Annotated in this window: 22 protein-coding genes; 20 read left to right on the top strand and 2 right to left on the bottom strand. The window is 58.3% G+C overall.

Annotation, left to right across the window (positions count from 1 at the left end; all coding sequences use genetic code 11):
- Positions 1–304: 304 nt before the first annotated feature.
- Entirely contained in the window at positions 305–550 is a 246-nt protein-coding gene (gene tusA / locus ABLV54_RS13930) for a sulfurtransferase TusA (RefSeq protein ID WP_044524980.1), read from the bottom strand.
- A 206-nt stretch (positions 551–756) separates the two neighbouring features.
- Here tusA and ABLV54_RS13925 point away from each other — a divergent pair, with 206 nt between their 5' ends.
- Together ABLV54_RS13925 and ABLV54_RS13920 are read left to right on the top strand one after the other, a co-directional pair.
- Complete coding sequence (locus ABLV54_RS13925; protein ID WP_023291236.1) at positions 757–1,422, top strand: 7-cyano-7-deazaguanine/7-aminomethyl-7-deazaguanine transporter; 666 nt, start codon at positions 757–759, stop codon at positions 1,420–1,422.
- Between the two features lie 73 nt (positions 1,423–1,495).
- Complete coding sequence (locus ABLV54_RS13920; RefSeq protein WP_023291237.1) at positions 1,496–2,053, top strand: DcrB family lipoprotein; 558 nt, start codon at positions 1,496–1,498, stop codon at positions 2,051–2,053.
- Here the strand turns inward: ABLV54_RS13920 and ABLV54_RS13915 are convergent, their stop codons facing one another.
- Positions 2,054–3,274, bottom strand: a complete 1,221-nt coding sequence (locus tag ABLV54_RS13915; protein ID WP_050534001.1) for an MFS transporter — start codon at positions 3,272–3,274, stop codon at positions 2,054–2,056.
- 405 nt (positions 3,275–3,679) lie between these two features.
- On the opposite strand from ABLV54_RS13915, the gene ABLV54_RS13910 reads away from it, so the two are divergent.
- From ABLV54_RS13910 to ABLV54_RS13825, 18 genes are all read left to right on the top strand, one after another.
- On the top strand, positions 3,680–4,075 hold the full coding sequence (locus ABLV54_RS13910) for a hypothetical protein (RefSeq protein ID WP_023291239.1): 396 nt from the start codon (positions 3,680–3,682) through the stop codon (positions 4,073–4,075).
- 62 nt (positions 4,076–4,137) lie between these two features.
- Positions 4,138–5,199: a class I SAM-dependent methyltransferase gene (locus ABLV54_RS13905; protein WP_032454260.1), complete on the top strand. Its 1,062-nt coding sequence runs from the start codon at positions 4,138–4,140 to the stop codon at positions 5,197–5,199.
- Between the two features lie 20 nt (positions 5,200–5,219).
- On the top strand, positions 5,220–5,942 hold the full coding sequence (locus tag ABLV54_RS13900; RefSeq protein WP_023291241.1) for a beta-ketoacyl synthase chain length factor: 723 nt from the start codon (positions 5,220–5,222) through the stop codon (positions 5,940–5,942).
- Positions 5,921–6,754, top strand: a complete 834-nt coding sequence (locus ABLV54_RS13895; protein ID WP_171879206.1) for a lysophospholipid acyltransferase family protein — start codon at positions 5,921–5,923, stop codon at positions 6,752–6,754. The genes ABLV54_RS13900 and ABLV54_RS13895 overlap by 22 nt, the downstream gene beginning before the upstream one ends.
- A complete protein-coding gene (locus ABLV54_RS13890; RefSeq protein WP_023291243.1) occupies positions 6,735–6,992 on the top strand; it encodes a phosphopantetheine-binding protein in 258 nt (85 codons plus the stop codon). The genes ABLV54_RS13895 and ABLV54_RS13890 overlap by 20 nt, the downstream gene beginning before the upstream one ends.
- Positions 6,993–7,003: 11 nt before the next feature.
- Positions 7,004–7,255: an acyl carrier protein gene (locus ABLV54_RS13885; RefSeq protein ID WP_023291244.1), complete on the top strand. Its 252-nt coding sequence runs from the start codon at positions 7,004–7,006 to the stop codon at positions 7,253–7,255.
- A gap of 6 nt (positions 7,256–7,261) precedes the next feature.
- A complete protein-coding gene (locus ABLV54_RS13880; RefSeq protein ID WP_032454262.1) occupies positions 7,262–7,843 on the top strand; it encodes a hypothetical protein in 582 nt (193 codons plus the stop codon).
- Positions 7,840–9,189 (top strand): AMP-binding protein, encoded by a 1,350-nt coding sequence (locus tag ABLV54_RS13875; protein ID WP_050534003.1) that lies wholly within the window; start codon positions 7,840–7,842, stop codon positions 9,187–9,189. The genes ABLV54_RS13880 and ABLV54_RS13875 overlap by 4 nt, the downstream gene beginning before the upstream one ends.
- Positions 9,176–9,529: a beta-hydroxyacyl-ACP dehydratase gene (locus ABLV54_RS13870; RefSeq protein WP_023291247.1), complete on the top strand. Its 354-nt coding sequence runs from the start codon at positions 9,176–9,178 to the stop codon at positions 9,527–9,529. Before ABLV54_RS13875 ends, ABLV54_RS13870 begins: the two co-directional genes overlap by 14 nt.
- Entirely contained in the window at positions 9,520–11,211 is a 1,692-nt protein-coding gene (locus tag ABLV54_RS13865; RefSeq protein ID WP_050534004.1) for a glycosyltransferase, read from the top strand. The genes ABLV54_RS13870 and ABLV54_RS13865 overlap by 10 nt, the downstream gene beginning before the upstream one ends.
- A gap of 3 nt (positions 11,212–11,214) precedes the next feature.
- Positions 11,215–11,637 carry a thioesterase family protein gene (locus ABLV54_RS13860; protein ID WP_032454265.1) on the top strand — a complete coding sequence of 141 codons (423 nt, stop codon included), beginning with the start codon at positions 11,215–11,217 and terminating at the stop codon, positions 11,635–11,637.
- Positions 11,634–12,239 carry an outer membrane lipoprotein carrier protein LolA gene (locus ABLV54_RS13855; RefSeq protein ID WP_023291250.1) on the top strand — a complete coding sequence of 202 codons (606 nt, stop codon included), beginning with the start codon at positions 11,634–11,636 and terminating at the stop codon, positions 12,237–12,239. The genes ABLV54_RS13860 and ABLV54_RS13855 overlap by 4 nt, the downstream gene beginning before the upstream one ends.
- Positions 12,208–14,526: an MMPL family transporter gene (locus ABLV54_RS13850; RefSeq protein WP_050534005.1), complete on the top strand. Its 2,319-nt coding sequence runs from the start codon at positions 12,208–12,210 to the stop codon at positions 14,524–14,526. The genes ABLV54_RS13855 and ABLV54_RS13850 overlap by 32 nt, the downstream gene beginning before the upstream one ends.
- On the top strand, positions 14,523–15,107 hold the full coding sequence (locus ABLV54_RS13845) for a DUF3261 domain-containing protein (RefSeq protein WP_049014523.1): 585 nt from the start codon (positions 14,523–14,525) through the stop codon (positions 15,105–15,107). Before ABLV54_RS13850 ends, ABLV54_RS13845 begins: the two co-directional genes overlap by 4 nt.
- Position 15,108: 1 nt before the next feature.
- Complete coding sequence (locus ABLV54_RS13840; RefSeq protein WP_050534006.1) at positions 15,109–16,278, top strand: beta-ketoacyl-[acyl-carrier-protein] synthase family protein; 1,170 nt, start codon at positions 15,109–15,111, stop codon at positions 16,276–16,278.
- Positions 16,275–16,751 carry a 3-hydroxy-fatty acyl-ACP dehydratase gene (locus ABLV54_RS13835; protein ID WP_032454951.1) on the top strand — a complete coding sequence of 159 codons (477 nt, stop codon included), beginning with the start codon at positions 16,275–16,277 and terminating at the stop codon, positions 16,749–16,751. Before ABLV54_RS13840 ends, ABLV54_RS13835 begins: the two co-directional genes overlap by 4 nt.
- The gene (locus ABLV54_RS13830) at positions 16,748–17,479 is read left to right on the top strand and encodes a 3-ketoacyl-ACP reductase FabG2 (protein ID WP_050534007.1); all 732 of its coding nucleotides are present in this window, start codon (positions 16,748–16,750) and stop codon (positions 17,477–17,479) included. Before ABLV54_RS13835 ends, ABLV54_RS13830 begins: the two co-directional genes overlap by 4 nt.
- Entirely contained in the window at positions 17,476–18,705 is a 1,230-nt protein-coding gene (locus tag ABLV54_RS13825) for a beta-ketoacyl-ACP synthase (RefSeq protein ID WP_023291256.1), read from the top strand. Before ABLV54_RS13830 ends, ABLV54_RS13825 begins: the two co-directional genes overlap by 4 nt.

The raw sequence follows: 18,705 nt of genomic DNA, 5'->3' as shown, positions 1-18,705 counted from the left end.
GGTAGCCCGGATAAGGCGCTACGCGCCGCCATCCGGGATATTCCCTGCTCGCGCTGCGCTTAGCAGGGCTACGATTCCGGACCGTCGGGTAGCCCGGATAAGGCGCTACTCGCCGCTATCCGGGGTATTCCCTGCTCGCGCTGCGCTTAGCAGGGCTACGGTTCCAGACCGTCGGGTAGCCCGGATAAGGCGCTACGCGCCGCCATCCGGGATATTCCCTGCTCGCGCTACGCTTAGCAGGGCTACGGTTCCGGACCGTCGGGTAGCCCGGATAAGGCGCTACGCGCCGCCATCCGGGAGAGACTCAGTGGCTTTTGCGGATCAGGTAGCGGTACGGCAGAGCTTCGGTTTGCTGGGCCACCAGCTCATGCTCCATAAAGCGGCAGAATCCCGGGATATCGCGGGTGGTGGCCGGATCGTCAGCAATAATCAGCAGCGTCTCGCCGACGGGCATTGTCCGCACGGTTTTACGCACCATCATGACCGGCTCCGGGCAGCGCAGTCCCAGGGCATCCAGAGTGTGGTCTGGAGTGGAGAAAAGTTCGCTCATTTTAGTCTCACATCAACAAAACGGCCCTAGTTTACCCCCAGTTCGCCAGTACGCAAGCCAGGTTAACGTTTGCGCGAAAAACAACCATTGCATTACGCCGGCAACGCAGTATCATGCAGCCGTTTTTCATTGGGTTCCCTCACCCCAACGTTCCGCTGCCGATTGCTCATTTACCTGAAGCATGACGGGCATAAAAAGGTCACAATATGAATCCGTTTACTACCGTACAGCGCAAAAAAGCGCTCGTCTGGCTTTCGCTATTTCATCTGCTGGTGATCACCTCCAGCAACTATCTGGTTCAGCTACCGATCTCCATCTTTGGTTTCCATACCACCTGGGGGGCGTTCAGTTTTCCGTTTATCTTCCTCGCCACCGATCTGACGGTGCGAATTTTTGGCGCACCGCTGGCGCGACGCATTATTTTTGCGGTGATGGTCCCGGCGCTGGTCATCTCCTACGCCATCTCCGCCCTGTTTTACATGGGCGAGTGGCAGGGTTTCGCGGCGCTGGGCACCTTTAATCTCTTCGTCGCGCGTATCGCCATCGCCAGCTTTATGGCCTATGCGCTGGGGCAGATCCTCGACGTCCACGTCTTCAACCGCCTGCGGCAGAGCCGCCGCTGGTGGCTGGCCCCCACCGCCTCGACGCTGTTCGGCAACATCAGCGATACCGTGGCGTTCTTCTTCATCGCCTTCTGGCGCAGCCCGGATCCATTTATGGCCGCCCACTGGGGGGAAATCGCCCTCGTCGACTACAGCTTTAAAGTGCTTATCAGCATCATTTTCTTCCTGCCGATGTACGGCGTACTGTTAAATATGCTGTTGAAAAGGCTGGCGGATAAATCTGATTTGTCGGCATTGCAGCCGAGTTAAAGGTACTCGCGGGCTGATGTGTTAAGATAGCCGGATGAGCCATTAGTGGCCGTTTATCGAAAGGAAGATGTCAATGCGCAATTTGGTTAAATATGTCGGTATTGGCCTGCTGGTGATGGGGCTTGCCGCCTGCGATAACAGCGATTCAAAAGCGCCAACCGTTGGGGCAGCAGCGGAGAGCAACACCAGCGGCCAGGCGATCAGCCTGCTGGATGGCAAACTGAGCTTCACACTGCCTGCGGGCATGGCCGACCAGAGCGGCAAACTGGGTACTCAGGCGAACAACATGCACGTCTATTCTGACGCCACCGGCCAGAAAGCAGTCATCGTCATCGTCGGCGACAGCACCAATGAAGACCTGGCGGTGCTGGCGAAACGCCTGGAAGATCAGCAGCGTAGCCGCGACCCGCAGCTGCAGGTGGTGAGCAATAAATCGCTGGAGATCAAAGGTCACACCCTGCAGCAGCTGGACAGCATCATCTCCGCCAAGGGGCAGACCGCCTGGTCTTCCGTGCTCCTCGGCAAAGTGGATGACAAACTGCTGACCCTGCAGGTCACCCTGCCGGCGGACAACCAGCAGCAGGCGCAGACCGAAGCGGAAAGCATCATCAGCACCCTCACCATCCAGTAATTACTGGCCTGGTGCGACGGCCTCCGGTTCGCTGACCGGGGGCCGTTTTTTTAACCGCCAGCCCAGCAGCAGCGCCGCCATCACCAGACCTGCCGCCGCCAGATATATCACCGGGATCCCGATCCACGCCATCAGCAAGCCGGCCAGCGGCCCGGTGACGCCTAACGACAAATCCATAAACACGGTATAGGTGGCCAGCGCCGCCCCCTGGTTATGCTGCGGCACCGCTTTCACCGCCACCACGCCCAGCGCCGGAAAGACCAGTGAGAACCCGGCCCCGGTAAGAAAGGTGCCGATTTTCGCCAGCAGCGGCGTATCGGCAAAGCCGACCAGCAGCAGGCCGATGATCTCCACGCTAAAGCAGAGCATCGCCACGTTCAGCCCCCCCAGCCGGTTAATGGCGTTGGGAAACAGCAGCCGCGCGCCAACGAACGCGCAGCTGAACAACGTCAGGGCGAAGGCCGCCCCGTCCCAGCCTTTGGCGTCATAAAACAGCGTGATAAAGGTGGCGATAACCCCGAAACCGGCGGAGGCCAGGGCCAGCGCCATGCCGTAGGGCCACACCCGCCCGAGCACCGCGCGAAACGACATTGCTTTGCCTTTCGCCGCCTTCACCGCTGCGCGGGGCAGCGCGCAGAGGATAGCCACCAGCGCAACCGCCATAATGACCCCGGCCAGGCCGCTGAGGCCAATTTGCGAATAGCACAGCACGCCGAGCGGGGCGCCCATCGCCATCGCCCCGTAGGTCACAATGCCGTTCCATGAGATCACCCGCCCGATATGCAGCGACCCAACAACGCCGACGCCCCACAGCGTCGAGCCGGTGCCGGCAAAGCTCTGGCCGATGCCGAGAATGACTCGTCCGAGGCATAGCAGCAGCAGGCTAACCAGCGGCCAGCCGCTGCTCCAGGCGGCCAGCAGATAGCTCAGCCCGCTTAAAAAGCAGCCGCAGAGGCCGAAGACGACAATCTTTTTGGGCCCCAGCAGGTCAGCGTAGCGCCCGGCGTGCGGGCGGCTGAGCAGCGTGGCGAAATATTGCAGACTAATCACCAGGCCAGCCCAGAAAGCGCTAAAGCCCATTACATCATGCACATAGCCAGGAAGTACCGCCAGCGGCAAGCCGATGGTGAGGTAGCTGGCAAAGTTAAAAATAACCACGGAGACAATCCGCAGATTGAGGCGCAGTCCATTGAGCGCCGGTTCGGCGACGGATTCGGGCATCAGGTTCCACCAGATTTGTACTATACAGAGCCACTATTACCACGACTTCTGTTGAAAAGCAGCCTTCCGATGGCAATAACCTCAGCGGCGCCATCGCCGCGCTCATCAGCATAAATTGCCGCGACGATTATTCGACTTTCCTTAATGGAAGGATAAATACATATTAATAATTATCGCTATTGCCTGAGCAGGGTTAAATTACTTATACTTCCTCACGGCTCTGATAGCGCCTCATTGTTTATCATGATGTTAATATTTCTATAACATCATATTTCCCTCTCCGGCCTGTTTTAATACAGATGAACATATTGCCTGACAGAACAACCACAGCATATCAGCCTATATAAAAGTTTCTTACGTGGCATAAGTTAATGCCAGTAGCCAATATATTGACATGGAGTATTCATGAAAAAAATTATTCACTGGATGATTGCCGCTACGGTTGTCGGTGCGCTCGCCGGTTGCGCACGGACAGCCCCTATTGAACAGGTCAATGCGATAGTGAGCGCCGGCCATACGGAAGCGCAGGTCAAGGATGCCATTATCAAAGCAGGTGCTCAGCGCCAATGGATTATGTCTGACGCGGGCCCTGGCGTCATAAAAGGTAAATTGCAAAATCGCGACCATGTCGCGGATATTAAAATTAACTACTCCGCAACAAGTTATTCTATTGTCTATGTGAGTAGCATTAATCTCATGGCCGCCAACGGAAAAATTCATAGAAACTATAACCGCTGGGTACACAACCTCGATAAAGATATTCAGGTTACGCTGGCAGCAAACACCGCTCTGCAACAATAAATATACATACGGGTCACTACTGACCCGTTTCGCCGATTATTTGTAATAAGGTTGTACCGAACGTGTACCAAAAGGATTCTCTCAGCGCACTTGATGCCATTACTGAAGCGCAGCGTATTGCTTTTGCCCCCATGCTCTTTCAAACCGCATTATGTCTACGCAACTCAGGTATTCTGGGTTATCTGGACCAACAAGGTAAACGCGGTGCAACGTTTGCAGCCATCAGTGAAATTTTCGACGGAAAAGAATATGCCGTTAGCGTTTTGCTCGATATGGGATTAAGCGGTCGTATCCTGACCTATAAAGAGGAACGCTACCACCTCTCTAAAATAGGACATTTCTTACTTCATGATCCGATGACGCGAGTAAATATGGATTTTACTCAAGACGTTTGTTATCAAGGATTATTCTTTCTGGAAAATGCGCTCCAGGAGGGAAAGCCTTCAGGATTAAAAGTTTTTGGTGAGTGGCCAACGATTTACCCTGCCTTGTCACAGCTACCACCCGCAGCGCGCAAAAGCTGGTTTGCCTTCGACCATTACTATTCCGATGGCGCCTTCACTGCAGCGCTGCCCTATGTATTCGCCAGCCAGCCCGCAAGGCTGTACGATGTAGGCGGTAATACCGGGAAATGGGCGCTACGCTGTTGCCAGTACGATGAAAATATCGCGGTCACGTTATTAGATTTACCGCAACAAATTGCACTGGCACGGGAAAATATAGAAAATGCTGGCCTTGCCCATCGCATCGATTTTCATGCTGTGGATATGCTGAGTGACGCCCCCCTACCCGGAGAAGCGGATATCTGGTGGATGAGTCAGTTCCTGGACTGTTTCTCGCCAGAACAAATCATCACCATACTCAGTAACGTGGCACAGGTCATGAAACCTGGCGCCCGCCTGTACATTCTGGAATTGTTCTGGGATGCGCAGAAATTTGAAGCAGCATCATTTAGTCTGAATGCGTCTTCACTCTATTTTACCTGTATGGCCAACGGCAACAGCCGTTTCTACAGCGTAGAGAAGTTTTACCGCTATCTTGAAATGGCGGGGTTCGAAGTAGAACAGCGTCACGATAATTTAGGCGTTGGGCATACCTTGTTGATATGCCACAAGAATAATTGATTGATCGCGGATGCGAGTGGATGACATTTTCATTTAACATTGTTGATTGGCAGGCCTTCGCGCCTGGCGTCAGTGGCCCCGAGCAATGGCAACGGTGGTCACAGCATTTGCACGCCATCGATCCCGCCGCGGCGCCACCCAAACTCAGCGAATTGCCGATGATGACCGCACGCCGGCTCAGCTCGGGAAGTAAGCTGGCTGTGGAATGCGGCCTGGCTATGCTCCGTCGCCATGAAATCGATGCCGTTCTTTACACCAGCCGTCACGGCGAACTGGAGCGCAACTATCGGATCCTCCATGCGCTGGCTATGGAGCAAGCGATCTCGCCGACCGATTTCGCCTTATCGGTGCATAATTCCGCCGTGGGTAATCTGACGATTGCTGCAAAAAAAGCGATTATGTCGTCATCCCTTTCTGCCGGACGCGATACGTTTCAGCAGGGATTATACGAAGTGATGGGCCTGCTACAGGCGGGTTATCAGCGCGTGCTGATGGTTGATTTCGACGGTTTTCTCCCTGAGTTTTACCACGCTCAGTTGCCGCCAGGTATCACCACCTGGCCCTATGCGGCAGCCTGGGTGATTGAGCCCGGTCGCCAGTGGCAATGCCACGCCCAGCCTCATGCAGCTGTTGCTGAAAGTCCATTACCGCAAAGTTTACTGTTCTTGCAGTACTATTTGCAGAATGCCCGCACGTTCACGCTTCCCGGCGATCGCGTGCAATGGCAATGGAGCCGCGCATGAAGCCGTTTTTCCACCGGCTTAATCGGCTCTGGCGCGCAGCAATGACCGGTTTCTGCTTCGCACTGTTTGGCATTGGCGGCCTGCTGCTCTCGCTCATCTGGTTTAATCTGCTGCTGGTTTTGGTACGTAATAAAACCCGCCGACGCCGTATCGCGCGGCGCAGCATTTCCGTTAGCTTTCGCGTATTCCTCAGCGTGGTGAAAAGCGTCGGCGTTCTCGATTACCGTATCGATGGCCGCGATATTTTGCGCGCGGAGCGCGGTTGCCTGGTGGTCGCCAATCACCCCAGCCTTATTGACTACGTAATGCTGGCCTCGGTGATGCCGGAGACCGACTGCATGGTAAAAAGCGCGCTGCTGAAAAATCCATTCGTCAGCGGCGTGATCCGCGCCGCCGATTATCTGATTAACGATCAGGCCGATGCCCTGCTGCCGGCAAGCCGGCAGCGTTTACAGCAAGGCGATACGATTTTGATTTTCCCTGAAGGCACGCGCACCGTGCCGGGGAAAAAAATGCAGCTACAGCGGGGGGCGGCTAATATCGCGGTACGCTGCGGCAGCGATTTACGCATTGTCGTCATCCGCTGTACCGAGCATATGCTGGGTAAACAAAGCAAATGGTACGACGCGCCGCCAACTAAGCCGCGGTTTACCGTCGAGGTTGGAGAGCGGCTGCCAATACATCAGTTTTATGATGCCAATAAACAAGAACCGGCGCTGGCCGCAAGACAGTTGAACCGTCATATTTTGCTTAAATTAGAAACAGGCACTCTCCCTGAAACAGGAATGAATGATGCAAGCGCTCTATCTTGAAATTAAAAATCTGATCATCAGTACATTGAACCTGGACGAGCTGTCCGCTGATGATATCGACACCGACGCCGCGCTTTTTGGCGATGGTCTGGGTCTGGACTCAATTGATGCGCTGGAGCTGGGTCTGGCGGTGAAAAATCAGTACGGCGTGGTGCTGTCGGCTGAAAGTGAAGAGATGCGTCAGCATTTCTACTCTGTCGCCACGCTGGCGGCATTTATTCAAGCACAGCGCGCCTGAGGAGAGTGGTTATGAATGAACAACAAGCCATTTACGAAGAAATCTCCGCGCTGCTGGTGAACGTGTTTGAAATCGATCCGCAGGATATTACGCCTGAGGCCCGCCTGTACGAAGATCTCGAACTGGACAGTATCGACGCCATCGACATGATCGTCCATCTGCAAAAGAAAATTGGTAAGAAAATCAAGCCAGAAGAGTTCAAAACTGTCCGCACCGTGCAGGATGTGGTCGATGCGGTAGAACGCCTGTTCAAAGAAGAATAATTCACCGTGTCGGGCATTCGCTCACTGCCAGTTGTGCCATTGCTGACGGGCATATTGCTGCTGGCCTGGCCGTTTATAATCTGGTTCGGCCTCGCGCATAACAGCCTGCAAGGGTTGTTACCGCTCATGGCGCTGATGTTGTTTTTACGCTTTCGTCAGACCCGGCGACGGGCGGGAGCGCTGAGCGTGGTCACTCAGATTGTGGCGGTGGCCGGCATGACGCTGTGTATTGCCAGCTACCTGCTGAAAACCCATCAGTTACTGCTATTTTACCCGGTGGTGGTGAACAGCGTGATGCTGGCGGTGTTTGGCGGTTCGCTATGGTCCAGGATGCCGATAATCGAGCGTCTGGCGCGACTGCGTGAACCGGATCTTCCGGAGCGGGCTGTACGCTATACCCGGCGCGTCACCCAAATCTGGTGCGCCTTTTTCATCATTAACGGTGGCATTGCGCTTTTTACCGCGCTGTATGGCGATCTGTCCCTGTGGACGGCGTGGAACGGCATGATTTCCTATCTGCTGATGGGCACGCTCATGGCCGGCGAGTGGCTGGTGCGCCAGCGGGTGATAAAACGAGATAAACCATGAAGCAGCCTCTCCCGTTGGACCAGTGGCTCAGCGCCGCGCGTTCGCCGGAAACGCCGATCGCCTGGCAGGACACGCACCTCTGGACGCTTGCACATCTGCGCCATGATGTCGCCCACCTGCTCACGCACTTGCGTCAGCAGCCAGCCATGCGCTGGGCGTTGTGCATTGAAAATAGCTACTTGTTTATCGTCGCTCTGCTGGCAACTCTGCATGCCGGCAAAACGCCGGTCCTTCCCGGCCACGGCCGTATTTCGCTGTTAAATGAGCAGAAGGCGCTGTTTGACGGCATTCTCAGCGATAAAGCGCTGGCATGGGATGGCGCGCTGGTGATTGTCGAGTCCACGATGACGGTAACGAGCGGCCAGATGCATTTTCCCGCGCCAGGCAAAGAGGCTTGCATTGAATTATTCACCTCCGGTTCCACCGGTCAACCGAAGCGAATTTGCAAACCGATCGGCTCGCTCGACCGCGAGGCGGCGCTGTTATCCGCCTGCTATGCCGGGCGTCTGGCAGGCTGTCGGGTGGTGGCATCCGTAGCGCCGCAGCATATGTATGGCCTGACGTTTCGACTGTTCTTGCCAATGGCGTTGGGTTTACCGCTTCACGCGGACATGCTGGAGTACACCGAGCAGTTAACGGCGTTAAGCCGGAAGCATCGCTATCTGTTTATTAGTAGTCCGGCCTTCCTTAAACGTCTCGACCACCGGCTTACCCCTCCGCCGATCGAAATGATCGTGTCCGCAGGCGGCAAGCTGCTTTGGCAGGATGCCGTGCAAACCGCCCGCTGGTGCAATACCTGGCCGGATGAAATATACGGCAGTACGGAAAGCGGCGTCATCGCCTGCCGCCAGCGCGTGCAGGATGAGGCGCCATGGCAACCGTTTCCCGGCATCCGCTTTCAGCCAGAAGGCGATGCGTTCCGCCTCTTTTCTCCGCTTATTACCGATAACCGCGGCCAGCTGCTCGAGGATATTTTGCATTTTCGCGAGAGTGGCCACTTCCATTTAGCAGGCCGTCGGGATCGCGTGGTCAAAATTGAAGAGAAGCGCATATCGCTGAGCGAAGTGGAGCAGCGCCTGCTGGAACTTGAAGGCATCATTGATGCCGCCGTGTTACCCATCACCCGCGGCAGCCGTCAGAGTATTGGCGTATTGCTGGTGCTGGATAACCATGCCCGCCAGCGCTGGGGAAAAAGCCAGGAGACTCATTGGCGAAAAGCACTGCGCCCTCTGCTGGAACCGGTCGCCATTCCCCGCTACTGGCGGGTTATCGACGAGATCCCCGTCAATAGTATGAACAAGCGTGTCTACACGCAGTTACAGGAGTTATTTCATGCAGCCCCATGAAATTGAGCGCCGTCAGCCACAAGCCGATCGGGTTGAAATCATTTTATCGGTGGATCCGGCGTTATTCTGGTTTCGCGGCCACTTTGCCGTTCAGCCCTTGTTGCCAGGCGTCGCGCAGATTGACTGGGCGATGCATTACGCTACCACCTTGCTGGCGCCCGGCTGGCGCTTTCACGATATTCACAATGTGAAATTCCAGTCGCCGCTCCTGCCGGGGGCGATCGTGACGCTCACTCTTAGCTGGCAGGAGGCGCGTCAGCTCATCACGTTCAGCTATCAGCGCCACGATGGCGAAACACGACATACCGCCAGCAGCGGGAAGATTCGCTTATGTCGCTAACCTTTTCCCCCTGCGTGGTGATCCCGTGCTATAACCACGGCGCGATGATGTCGCGGGTGCTGGCGCGCCTGCAGCCGTTTGATCTTCCCTGTATCGTGGTGGACGACGGCAGCGACAGTCGCACACAGCTGGAGCTGGAGCGACTGGCGCTGGAAAACCCGGATCTGACGTTGATCCGCTTACCGCAGAACGCCGGAAAAGGCGCCGCGGTCATCTGCGGATTACAGGCCGCAGCGCAAGCCGGGTTCAGCCACGCGGTGCAGGTCGATGCCGATGGGCAGCACGCCATCGAAGATATTCCGCAGCTGCTGGCGCTGGCGCAGAAGCATCCCGAGGCGCTGATCTCCGGCCAGCCGGTTTACGACGACTCAATCCCGCGCTCGCGCCTGTACGGACGCTGGATCACCCACGTCTGGGTATGGATTGAAACGCTATCGCTGCAGCTAAAAGACAGCATGTGCGGCTTTCGCGTCTATCCGCTGGCGCCGACGCTGCAGCTGGCTAAGCGCGTGCCCCTCGGCAAGCGGATGGATTTTGATACCGAAGTGATGGTGCGCCTCTACTGGCAGGGGAACACCAGCTACTTTGTCCCGACCCGCGTGACCTATCCGCCGGACGGTTTGTCGCATTTCGATGCCCTCAGAGATAACTGCCGCATCTCGCTGATGCATACCCGACTGTTCCTCGGCATGTTGCCGCGGATCCCCTCGCTGCTGTTTCGCCGCGCTTCGCCGCACTGGGCGCGTCAGAAGGAGGTCAAAGGCTTATGGGGCATGCGCCTGATGCTGTTGGTGTGGCGGCTGTTGGGACGACACGCGTTTTCGCTGCTGCTCTACCCGGTGGTCGGCGTCTACTGGCTAACGGCCAGCACCGCGCGCCGCGCTTCACAAAACTGGCTTACCCGCGTGCGCGACCAGTTAGCCGCTCGTCAGCTGCCGGAGCCGGGCGAACTCAGTAGCTATCGTCACTTCCTGCGCTTTGGCAACGCGATGCTGGATAAAATCGCCAGCTGGCGCGGCGAACTGCAGTTTGGTCGCGATGTGGTGTTTGCCGCAGGTGCCGAAGAGACGCTCAATATCGACGATCCGCGCGGCAAACTACTGCTGGCCTCACATCTCGGCGATGTTGAAGCCTGCCGTGCGCTGGCGCAGCTGCAGGGCAGCAAGACCATCAACGCGCTGGTGTTCAGCGACAATGCCCAACGCTTTAAGCAGATTATGGCGGAGATGGCCCCGCAGGCCGGACTCAACCTGCTGCCGGTCACCGATATCGGCCCGGAGACCGCCATGCTGCTGCAGGAAAAACTGGATCGCGGAGAATGGATCGCCATTGTCGGCGATCGTATTGCGGTCAATCCGCAGCGCGGCGGCGAGTGGCGCGTCTGCTGGAGCCGTTTTATGGGGCAACCGGCCCCCTTCCCGCAGGGGCCCTTTATCCTCGCGGCTATTTTGCGCTGCCCGGTCAATGTGATGTTCGCTCTGCGTCAGCAGGGCAAGCTGCGTATTTACTGTGAGCCGTTCGCTGACCCGCTGCCGCTGCCGCGCGCCAATCGCCAGCAGGCACTGCAACATATCATCGATCGCTACGCCGAACGGCTGGAATATTACGCGCTGCAGTCGCCGCTCGACTGGTTTAACTTTTTCGATTTCTGGCGTTTGCCGGAGCCCAAAGATAAGGAGTAAAGGGTGCTTAACGATCCCCGTTTTACTGCTGAAGTAGAGCTAACCATTCCCTTTCACGACGTCGATATGATGGGCGTCGTCTGGCATGGCAACTATTTCCGCTACTTCGAAATTGCCCGCGAGGCGCTGCTTAACCAGTTCAACTACGGCTACCGGCAGATGAAAGCCTCCGGCTATCTGTGGCCGGTGGTGGATACCCGCGTGAAGTACCGGGACGTTATCACCTTCGAGCAGCGTATTCGCGTCCGCGCGCGTCTGGAAGAGTTCGAAAACCGCCTGCGCATTGGCTATGAAATTTTTGCCGCCGAGAGCGGCAAACGCACCACCACCGGCTACACCATCCAGGTCGCGGTGGACGAAAAAAGCGGCGAGATGTGTTTTGTCAGCCCGCAAGTTCTGTTTGAACGCATGGGGGTCACGCCATGAGATTGCTGCTGTTGGTGGGACTGTTCATCAGTCCGTTGGTCAGCGCGCTGACGCTCGATGACCTGCAAAAACAATTTAGCGAACAGCCGGTGGTGCGCGCCCACTTCGATCAAACCCGCACCATAAAGGATCTTCCGCAGCCGCTGCGATCCCAGGGGCGGATGTTGATCGCCCGCGACCAGGGCTTGCTATGGGATCAAACCTCACCGTTCCCGATGCAACTGCTGCTGGATGACAAACGGATGGTGCAGGCGATTAACGGCCAGCCGCCGCAGACCGTCACCGCCGAAAACAACCCGCAGATGTTCCAGTTCAACCATCTGCTGCGCGCGCTGTTCCAGGCCGATCGTAACGTGCTGGAGGAGAACTTCCGCGTGGAATTCGCCGATAAAGGCGACGGGCGATGGACGCTGCGCCTGACGCCTGTCACCACGCCGCTGGATAAGATTTTCGCCAGCATCGATCTCGCCGGAAAAACCTACCTGGAGCATATTCAACTCAACGATAAACAAGGCGATCGCACCGATATCGCCCTTTCCCAACATCAACTGACGCCAGCGCAACTGACCGATGACGAACGCCAACGCTTTGCCGCCCAGTAAACGTCCTGCGCTGATCTGGGGCGTCGTCTGCCTGATACTGGCGGGCGCGCTGCTGGCGCTGTTGCCGCAGGCCCGGCTCAACAGCAGCGTGCTGGCGATGCTGCCCAAACAGACGCTCGGCGCGATCCCCCCCGCGCTGAACGACGGCTTTATGCAGCGTCTGGATCGTCAGCTGGTCTGGCTGGTCAGCCCCGGTAAACAGGCCGACCCGCAGGTGGCTCGCGACTGGCTGCGGTTGCTGCAAACCTCAGACGCGCTGGCCGAGGTCAAAGGCCCAATGGATGCCGCCAGTCAGCAGGCCTGGGGAACGTTTTTCTGGCAACATCGCAATGCGTTAATCGACCCCGCCACCCGCGCACGTCTGCAGGAGGGCGGCGAAGCGCAGGCCCAGTGGATCCTTTCGCAGCTCTATTCGGCGTTTTCCGGGGTCAGCGGTAAAGAGTTACAAAACGACCCGCTGATGCTGATGCGCGGCTCACAGCTGGCGATGGCGAATAGCGGCCAGCGGATGCAGCTGCAGGACGGGTGGCTGACCAGCAAAGACGCGCAAGGTAACGTCTGGTATCTGCTGCACGGCGAGCTGGCGGGTTCGTCGTTCGATATGCGACAGACGCACCGCCTGGTGACCACCCTCGCGCAGCTTGAAAAGGAATTAAAAGCGCGACACCCGCAGGCGCAGCTGCTGTCGCGCGGCACCGTATTTTACAGTGATTACGCCAGCCAGCAGGCGAAGCGCGATATCTCCACTCTCGGCGCGGCCACCCTGTTCGGCGTCATCCTGTTGATCGTGGCCGTGTTCCGCTCGCTGCGTCCGCTGCTGTTATGCGCGATCTCTATCGCTATCGGCGCACTGGCCGGCACCGTTGCCACGCTGCTGCTGTTTGGCGAGCTGCATCTGATGACCCTGGTGATGAGCATGAGCATTATTGGCATTTCCGCAGATTACACGCTCTATTACCTGACAGAACGGATGGTCCATGGCGCAGCGGCTTCACCGTGGCAAAGCCTTGTTAAAGTACGGAAAGCGCTGCTGCTGGCGCTGCTTACCACCGTGGCGGCTTATTTAATCATGATACTGGCCCCCTTCCCGGCCATTCGCCAGATGGCGCTATTTGCGGCCGTGGGGCTAAGCGCCTCATGCCTGACGGTGATTTTCTGGCAGCCATGGCTGTGCCATGGGCTCCCGGTGCGTCCCGTTCCAGCGATGGTGCTGATGTCGCGCTGGCTCGCGGCATGGCGGCGTAACAAAAAACTCGCCATCGGTCTGCCGGTGGTTCTGGCCATTTTCTCCCTGACGGGGCTCGCTCTCCTGCGGGTGGATGACGATATCTCACAGCTGCAGGCGCTGCCGCAGAATATCCTCTCACAGGAGCATGCCATCACCGCGCTCACTGGCCAAAGCGTCGATCAAAAGTGGTTCGTGGTTTACGGCGACACGGCGCAACAAACGCTGCAGCGGCTAGAAGCCTTTATGCCCGCACTGGCTAAAGCGCAAACCGACGGTATGCTTGGCGGGTATCGCGCCATTCCGCTCAATTCACTGGCCCGCCAGCAGCAGGATCTGGCCCTGCTGAAGCAGGCGGCGCCGGCCATCGGCCAGGCGCTGAATAACGCCGGACTCACCGCTGTTCACCCCGACCTGAGGCCGATGCCGGTGACAGTCGGCGACTGGCTTGCCAGTCCGGCCAGCGAAGGCTGGCGGCTGCTATGGCTGACGCTGCCGGATGGCGAAAGCGGCGTACTGGTGCCAGTGAGCGGGGTGAAAGATAGCGCGGCGCTGAAGGCGTTCAGCACAACCCAGACTGGCGTGGCGTGGGTCGATCGTAAAAGCGATTTCGACCAGCTTTTCGCGCTCTACCGTCATATTTTAACCGGGCTGCTCGGCGCTGCGCTGGCGGTGATTGCCTGCGGTGCCGCTATCCGCCTTGGCTGGCGCAAGGGCTTAATAAGCCTGGTGCCGTCGGTATTGTCGCTGGGATGCGGCCTGGGGGCGTTGGCGCTCACCGGCCACGCCGTTAACCTGTTCTCCTTACTGGCGCTGGTGCTGGTACTTGGGATTGGCATCAACTACACCCTGTTTTTCAGCAACCCGCGCGGCACGCCGCTGACATCGCTGCTGGCGGTTACCCTGGCGATGATGACCACCTTATTAACGCTTGGCATGCTGGTGTTTAGCGCCACCCAGGCCATCAGCAGCTTTGGCACTGTCCTGGTCAGCGGTATTTTCACCGCTTTCCTGCTGTCGCCGCTGGCGATGCCGAGCAAAAAAGAGAAAAAAAGACGATGAGAAGACCATCATTCTGGCGCGCCTTCGCGCTCTTCACCGCCTTATTGCTGGCCGGCTGCAGTCATTCGCCGCCGGAGCCGCAAGGCCGTCCGCAGGCGTGGCTGGAGCCGGGTACGCGCGTCACGTTGCCGCCGCCGGGCATCTCGCCGGCCATCAGTTCCCAGCAGTTATTGACCGGCCGCTTCAACGGCCAAACCCAGTCGCTGCTGGTGCTGCTCAATGCCGATGATAAAAAGCTCACGCTGGCGGGCCTGTCGTCCGTCGGTATCCGCCTGTTCCTGGTGACCTATGATCAACAAGGGCTGCGCGCGGAACAGTCGATGGTGATCCCGCAACTGCCGCCCGCCAGCCAGGTGCTGGCCGATGTGATGCTCAGCCACTGGCCGCTTAGCGCATGGCTGCCGCAGCTGCCGAAAGGCTGGACGCTAACCGACCGCGGCGACAAACGCGAACTGCGTAACGCGCGCGGAAAACTGGTCACCGACATCACCTATATCAACCGCAAAGGCAAGCGCGTGCCGATTAGCATCGAGCAGCACGTCTTTAAATACCACATCACCATTCAATACCTGGGTGACTGAGATGATCTTCATTTCTGCTGTCGGCATGATTAACGCCCTGGGACGCGATAATGATGAAATCGCCGCCAATCTGGCCCGCGGTATAGCGCCCGGCATGCGCCCGCGTGAAGGGTGGTTACAGGGGCATCCGCAGGCGATTTTCGCGGGGGTGGACGGCGAACTACCCGCCATTCCCGATACCTTTCGCGACCATCGTTCGCGCAATAATCAGCTGCTGCTGGCGGCGCTGGCGCAGATCCAGCCGCAGGTGGATCGCGCCATCGTCCGCTATGGCCGGGCTCGGGTCGCCGTGGTGTTGGGCACCAGTACGTCAGGGCTGGATGAAGGCGACGTACACGTTAATTTGACGCTTAACGGCAAGGCGAGCGAGGCCTGGCGCTATCCACAGCAGGAGCTGGGCGACCCGTCGCGTTTTCTCAGCCGCTGGCTGGCGCTGGATGGTCCGGCATATACCCTGTCAACCGCCTGCTCCTCCAGCGCGCGGGCGATAATCAGCGGACGGCGGCTCATTGAGGCGGGGCTGGCGGATGTGGCGATCGTCGGCGGCGCGGATACCCTTAGCCGGATGCCCATCAACGGCTTTCACAGCCTGGAGTCGCTCTCCACGACGCAGTGCCAGCCGTTTAGCCGCGACCGCAGCGGGATCACCATCGGCGAAGGGGCGGCGCTGATGCTGCTGACCCGCGAGCCGCAGCCCATCGCGCTGCTGGGTATCGGCGAATCCAGCGACGCCTGGCATATTTCCGCCCCGCACCCCCAAGGAGAAGGGGCGATGCGCGCCATTCAGCAGGCGCTGGACGACGCGGGCATCACGCCGGAGCAGGTGGGTTACATTAACCTGCACGGCACCGCTACGCGGCTTAACGACCAGATAGAAGCCCGGGTGATCAACGCGCTGTTTGGCGAAAGGGTGCCCTGTAGTTCCACCAAACATCTGACCGGACATACGCTGGGTGCGGCGGGGATCACCGAGGCCGCCATCGGCATGCTGATCCTGCAGCGCAATCTGTTGTTACCGGCACAGGATTTCAGTCAGTCTCCGCAGGATGACACGCTACCGCCGTGCGGGCTCATTGAACATCCGCAGCCGCTGTCGCGGCCAGTTATCCTGTCGAACTCTTTTGCCTTTGGCGGCAATAACACCAGCATCCTGCTCGGGAGAATGTCATGAGCCACTTTTTATCACCCGGCAGTTACCTGCCGCACGACGCGCCGATGCTGCTGCTGGAAGAGGTCGAGGCGGTGACTGCCGACACCGCCACCTGCCGCGTCGCGGTCTCACCCGGCAGCGTTCTGGCGCCATTTCTCGATACCAACGGCGATCTTCCCGGCTGGTTCGCCCTTGAATTAATGGCGCAGACCGTCGGCGTCTGGTCCGGCTGGCACCGCCAGCAGCAAGGACAAACATCGCTCGCTTTAGGCATGGTGCTGGGCGCGCGCGAACTGGTTTGCGCGGCCGGGAGCCTGCCGGGCGGAAAGACGCTGTCCATCAGCGTGAAGCTCTTGATGCAGGATGAACGTTTCGGCAGCTTCGAAGGCACCATTATGGTGGACGATGACGTCCTGGCCAGCGGACGGGTCAACACCTTCCAGCCCACAACAGAAGAACTTAGCACTTTATTTCAACAAGGAGCGTCAGAATGAGTCGTTCAGTTTTGGTTACCGGCGCCAGCAAAGGCATCGGTCGCGCTATCGCCTGCCAGCTGGCAGCGGACGGTTTTGTGGTGGGCGTCCACTTTCATCGCGACCGCGCGGGGGCGCAACAGACGCTGGAGGCGATAACCGCCGCCGGCGGCGACGGCCGGCTGCTGAGTTTTGACGTCGCCGATCGTCAGCAATGCCGCGAGGTACTGGAGCAGGATATGGCCGACCATGGCGCGTGGTATGGCATTGTCAGCAACGCCGGCATCGCCCGCGACGGCGCCTTCCCGGCGCTTGGCGATGACGACTGGGACGCCGTGATCCACACCAACCTCGACAGTTTTTATAACGTCATTCATCCCTGCATCATGCCGATGATTAGCGCGCGCCAGGGCGGACGTATCATCACCCTCTCCTCGGTTTCCGGCGTCATGGGCAACCGCGGCCAGGTCAACTACAGCGCCGCCAAGGCGGGCATTATCGGCGCCACCAAAGCGCTGGCGATAGAACTGGCAAAACGCAAAATCACCGTTAACTGTATTGCGCCGGGTCTTATCGACACCGGGATGATTGACATGGAAGAGCACGCGCTGAAAGAGGCGATGACCATGATCCCGATGAAACGCATGGGTCAGGCCGACGAGGTGGCCGGGCTTGCCAGCTATTTAATGTCGGATATCGCGGGCTACGTCACCCGCCAGGTCATTTCCATCAACGGGGGGATGCTATGATACGCCGGGTGGTCATTACAGGGATGGGCGGGGTGACCGCGTTTGGCGAAAACTGGCAGGATGTCGCCACCAGGCTGCGGGAATATAAAAATGCGGTGCGTAAGATGCCGGAATGGCTGGCTTATGACGGACTGCATACGCTGCTGGGGGCGCCAATCGACGATTTCACCCTGCCGGAGCATTATACCCGCAAGCGTATCCGCGCGATGGGGCGGGTATCGCGACTCTCCACCCGCGCCACTGAGCTCGCGCTGGAGCAGGCCGGGCTTATCGGCGACACCGTGCTGACCAACGGCCAAACCGGCATCGCTTACGGCTCGTCAACCGGTAGTACCGGTCCGGTGAGCGAGTTCGCCACCATGTTGACGGAGAAACATACCAACAATATCACCGGCACTACCTATGTGCAGATGATGCCGCATACTACCGCGGTGAATACCGGATTATTCTTCGGTCTGCGGGGGCGCGTGATCCCCACCTCCAGCGCCTGCACCTCCGGCAGCCAGGCGATTGGCTACGCCTGGGAAGCCATTCGCCATGGTTACCAAACGGTGATGGTGGCCGGCGGGGCCGAGGAACTCTGCCCTTCGGAAGCCGCAGTATTCGATACCCTCTTCGCCACCAGCCAACGCAATGACGAACCGGCCCTCACCCCCTCTCCGTTCGATGAACAGCGAGATGGTCTGGTGATTGGCGAAGGCGCCGGCACGCTGATCCTTGAAGATCTTGAGCATGCCAAAGCGCGCGGCGCAACCATCTACGGTGAAATCGTCGGGTTCGCCACTAACTGCGATGCGGCCCATATTACCCAGCCGCAGCGCGAAACCATGCAGATCTGCATGGAACAATCGCTAAACATGGCGGGCTTAAGCCCCCGTGACATCGGCTATATTTCGGCCCACGGCACCGCCACCGATCGCGGCGATATCGCGGAAAGCCAGGCAACGGCGGCCGTTTACGGCGACAGCGTGCCGATCTCTTCGCTGAAAAGCTATTTCGGCCATACGCTTGGCGCTTGCGGGGCGTTAGAAGCGTGGATGAGCCTGCAGATGATGCGCGAAGGCTGGTTTGCGCCAACGCTGAATCTCCATAAACCGGACGCCAACTGTGGCGAACTGGATTACATCATGGGGGAAAAGCGCAAACTGGAGTGTGAATTCCTGCAGAGCAACAACTTCGCCTTCGGCGGCATTAACACCTCAATCATTATTCGACGCTGGCCTTGA

This window comes from Klebsiella sp. JB_Kp042, from assembly GCF_040065275.1.
GTDB lineage: Bacteria > Pseudomonadota > Gammaproteobacteria > Enterobacterales > Enterobacteriaceae > Klebsiella > Klebsiella quasipneumoniae.
Note: the sequence above shows the minus strand (reverse complement) of the source record. Positions and strands in the feature narration are given on the sequence as shown.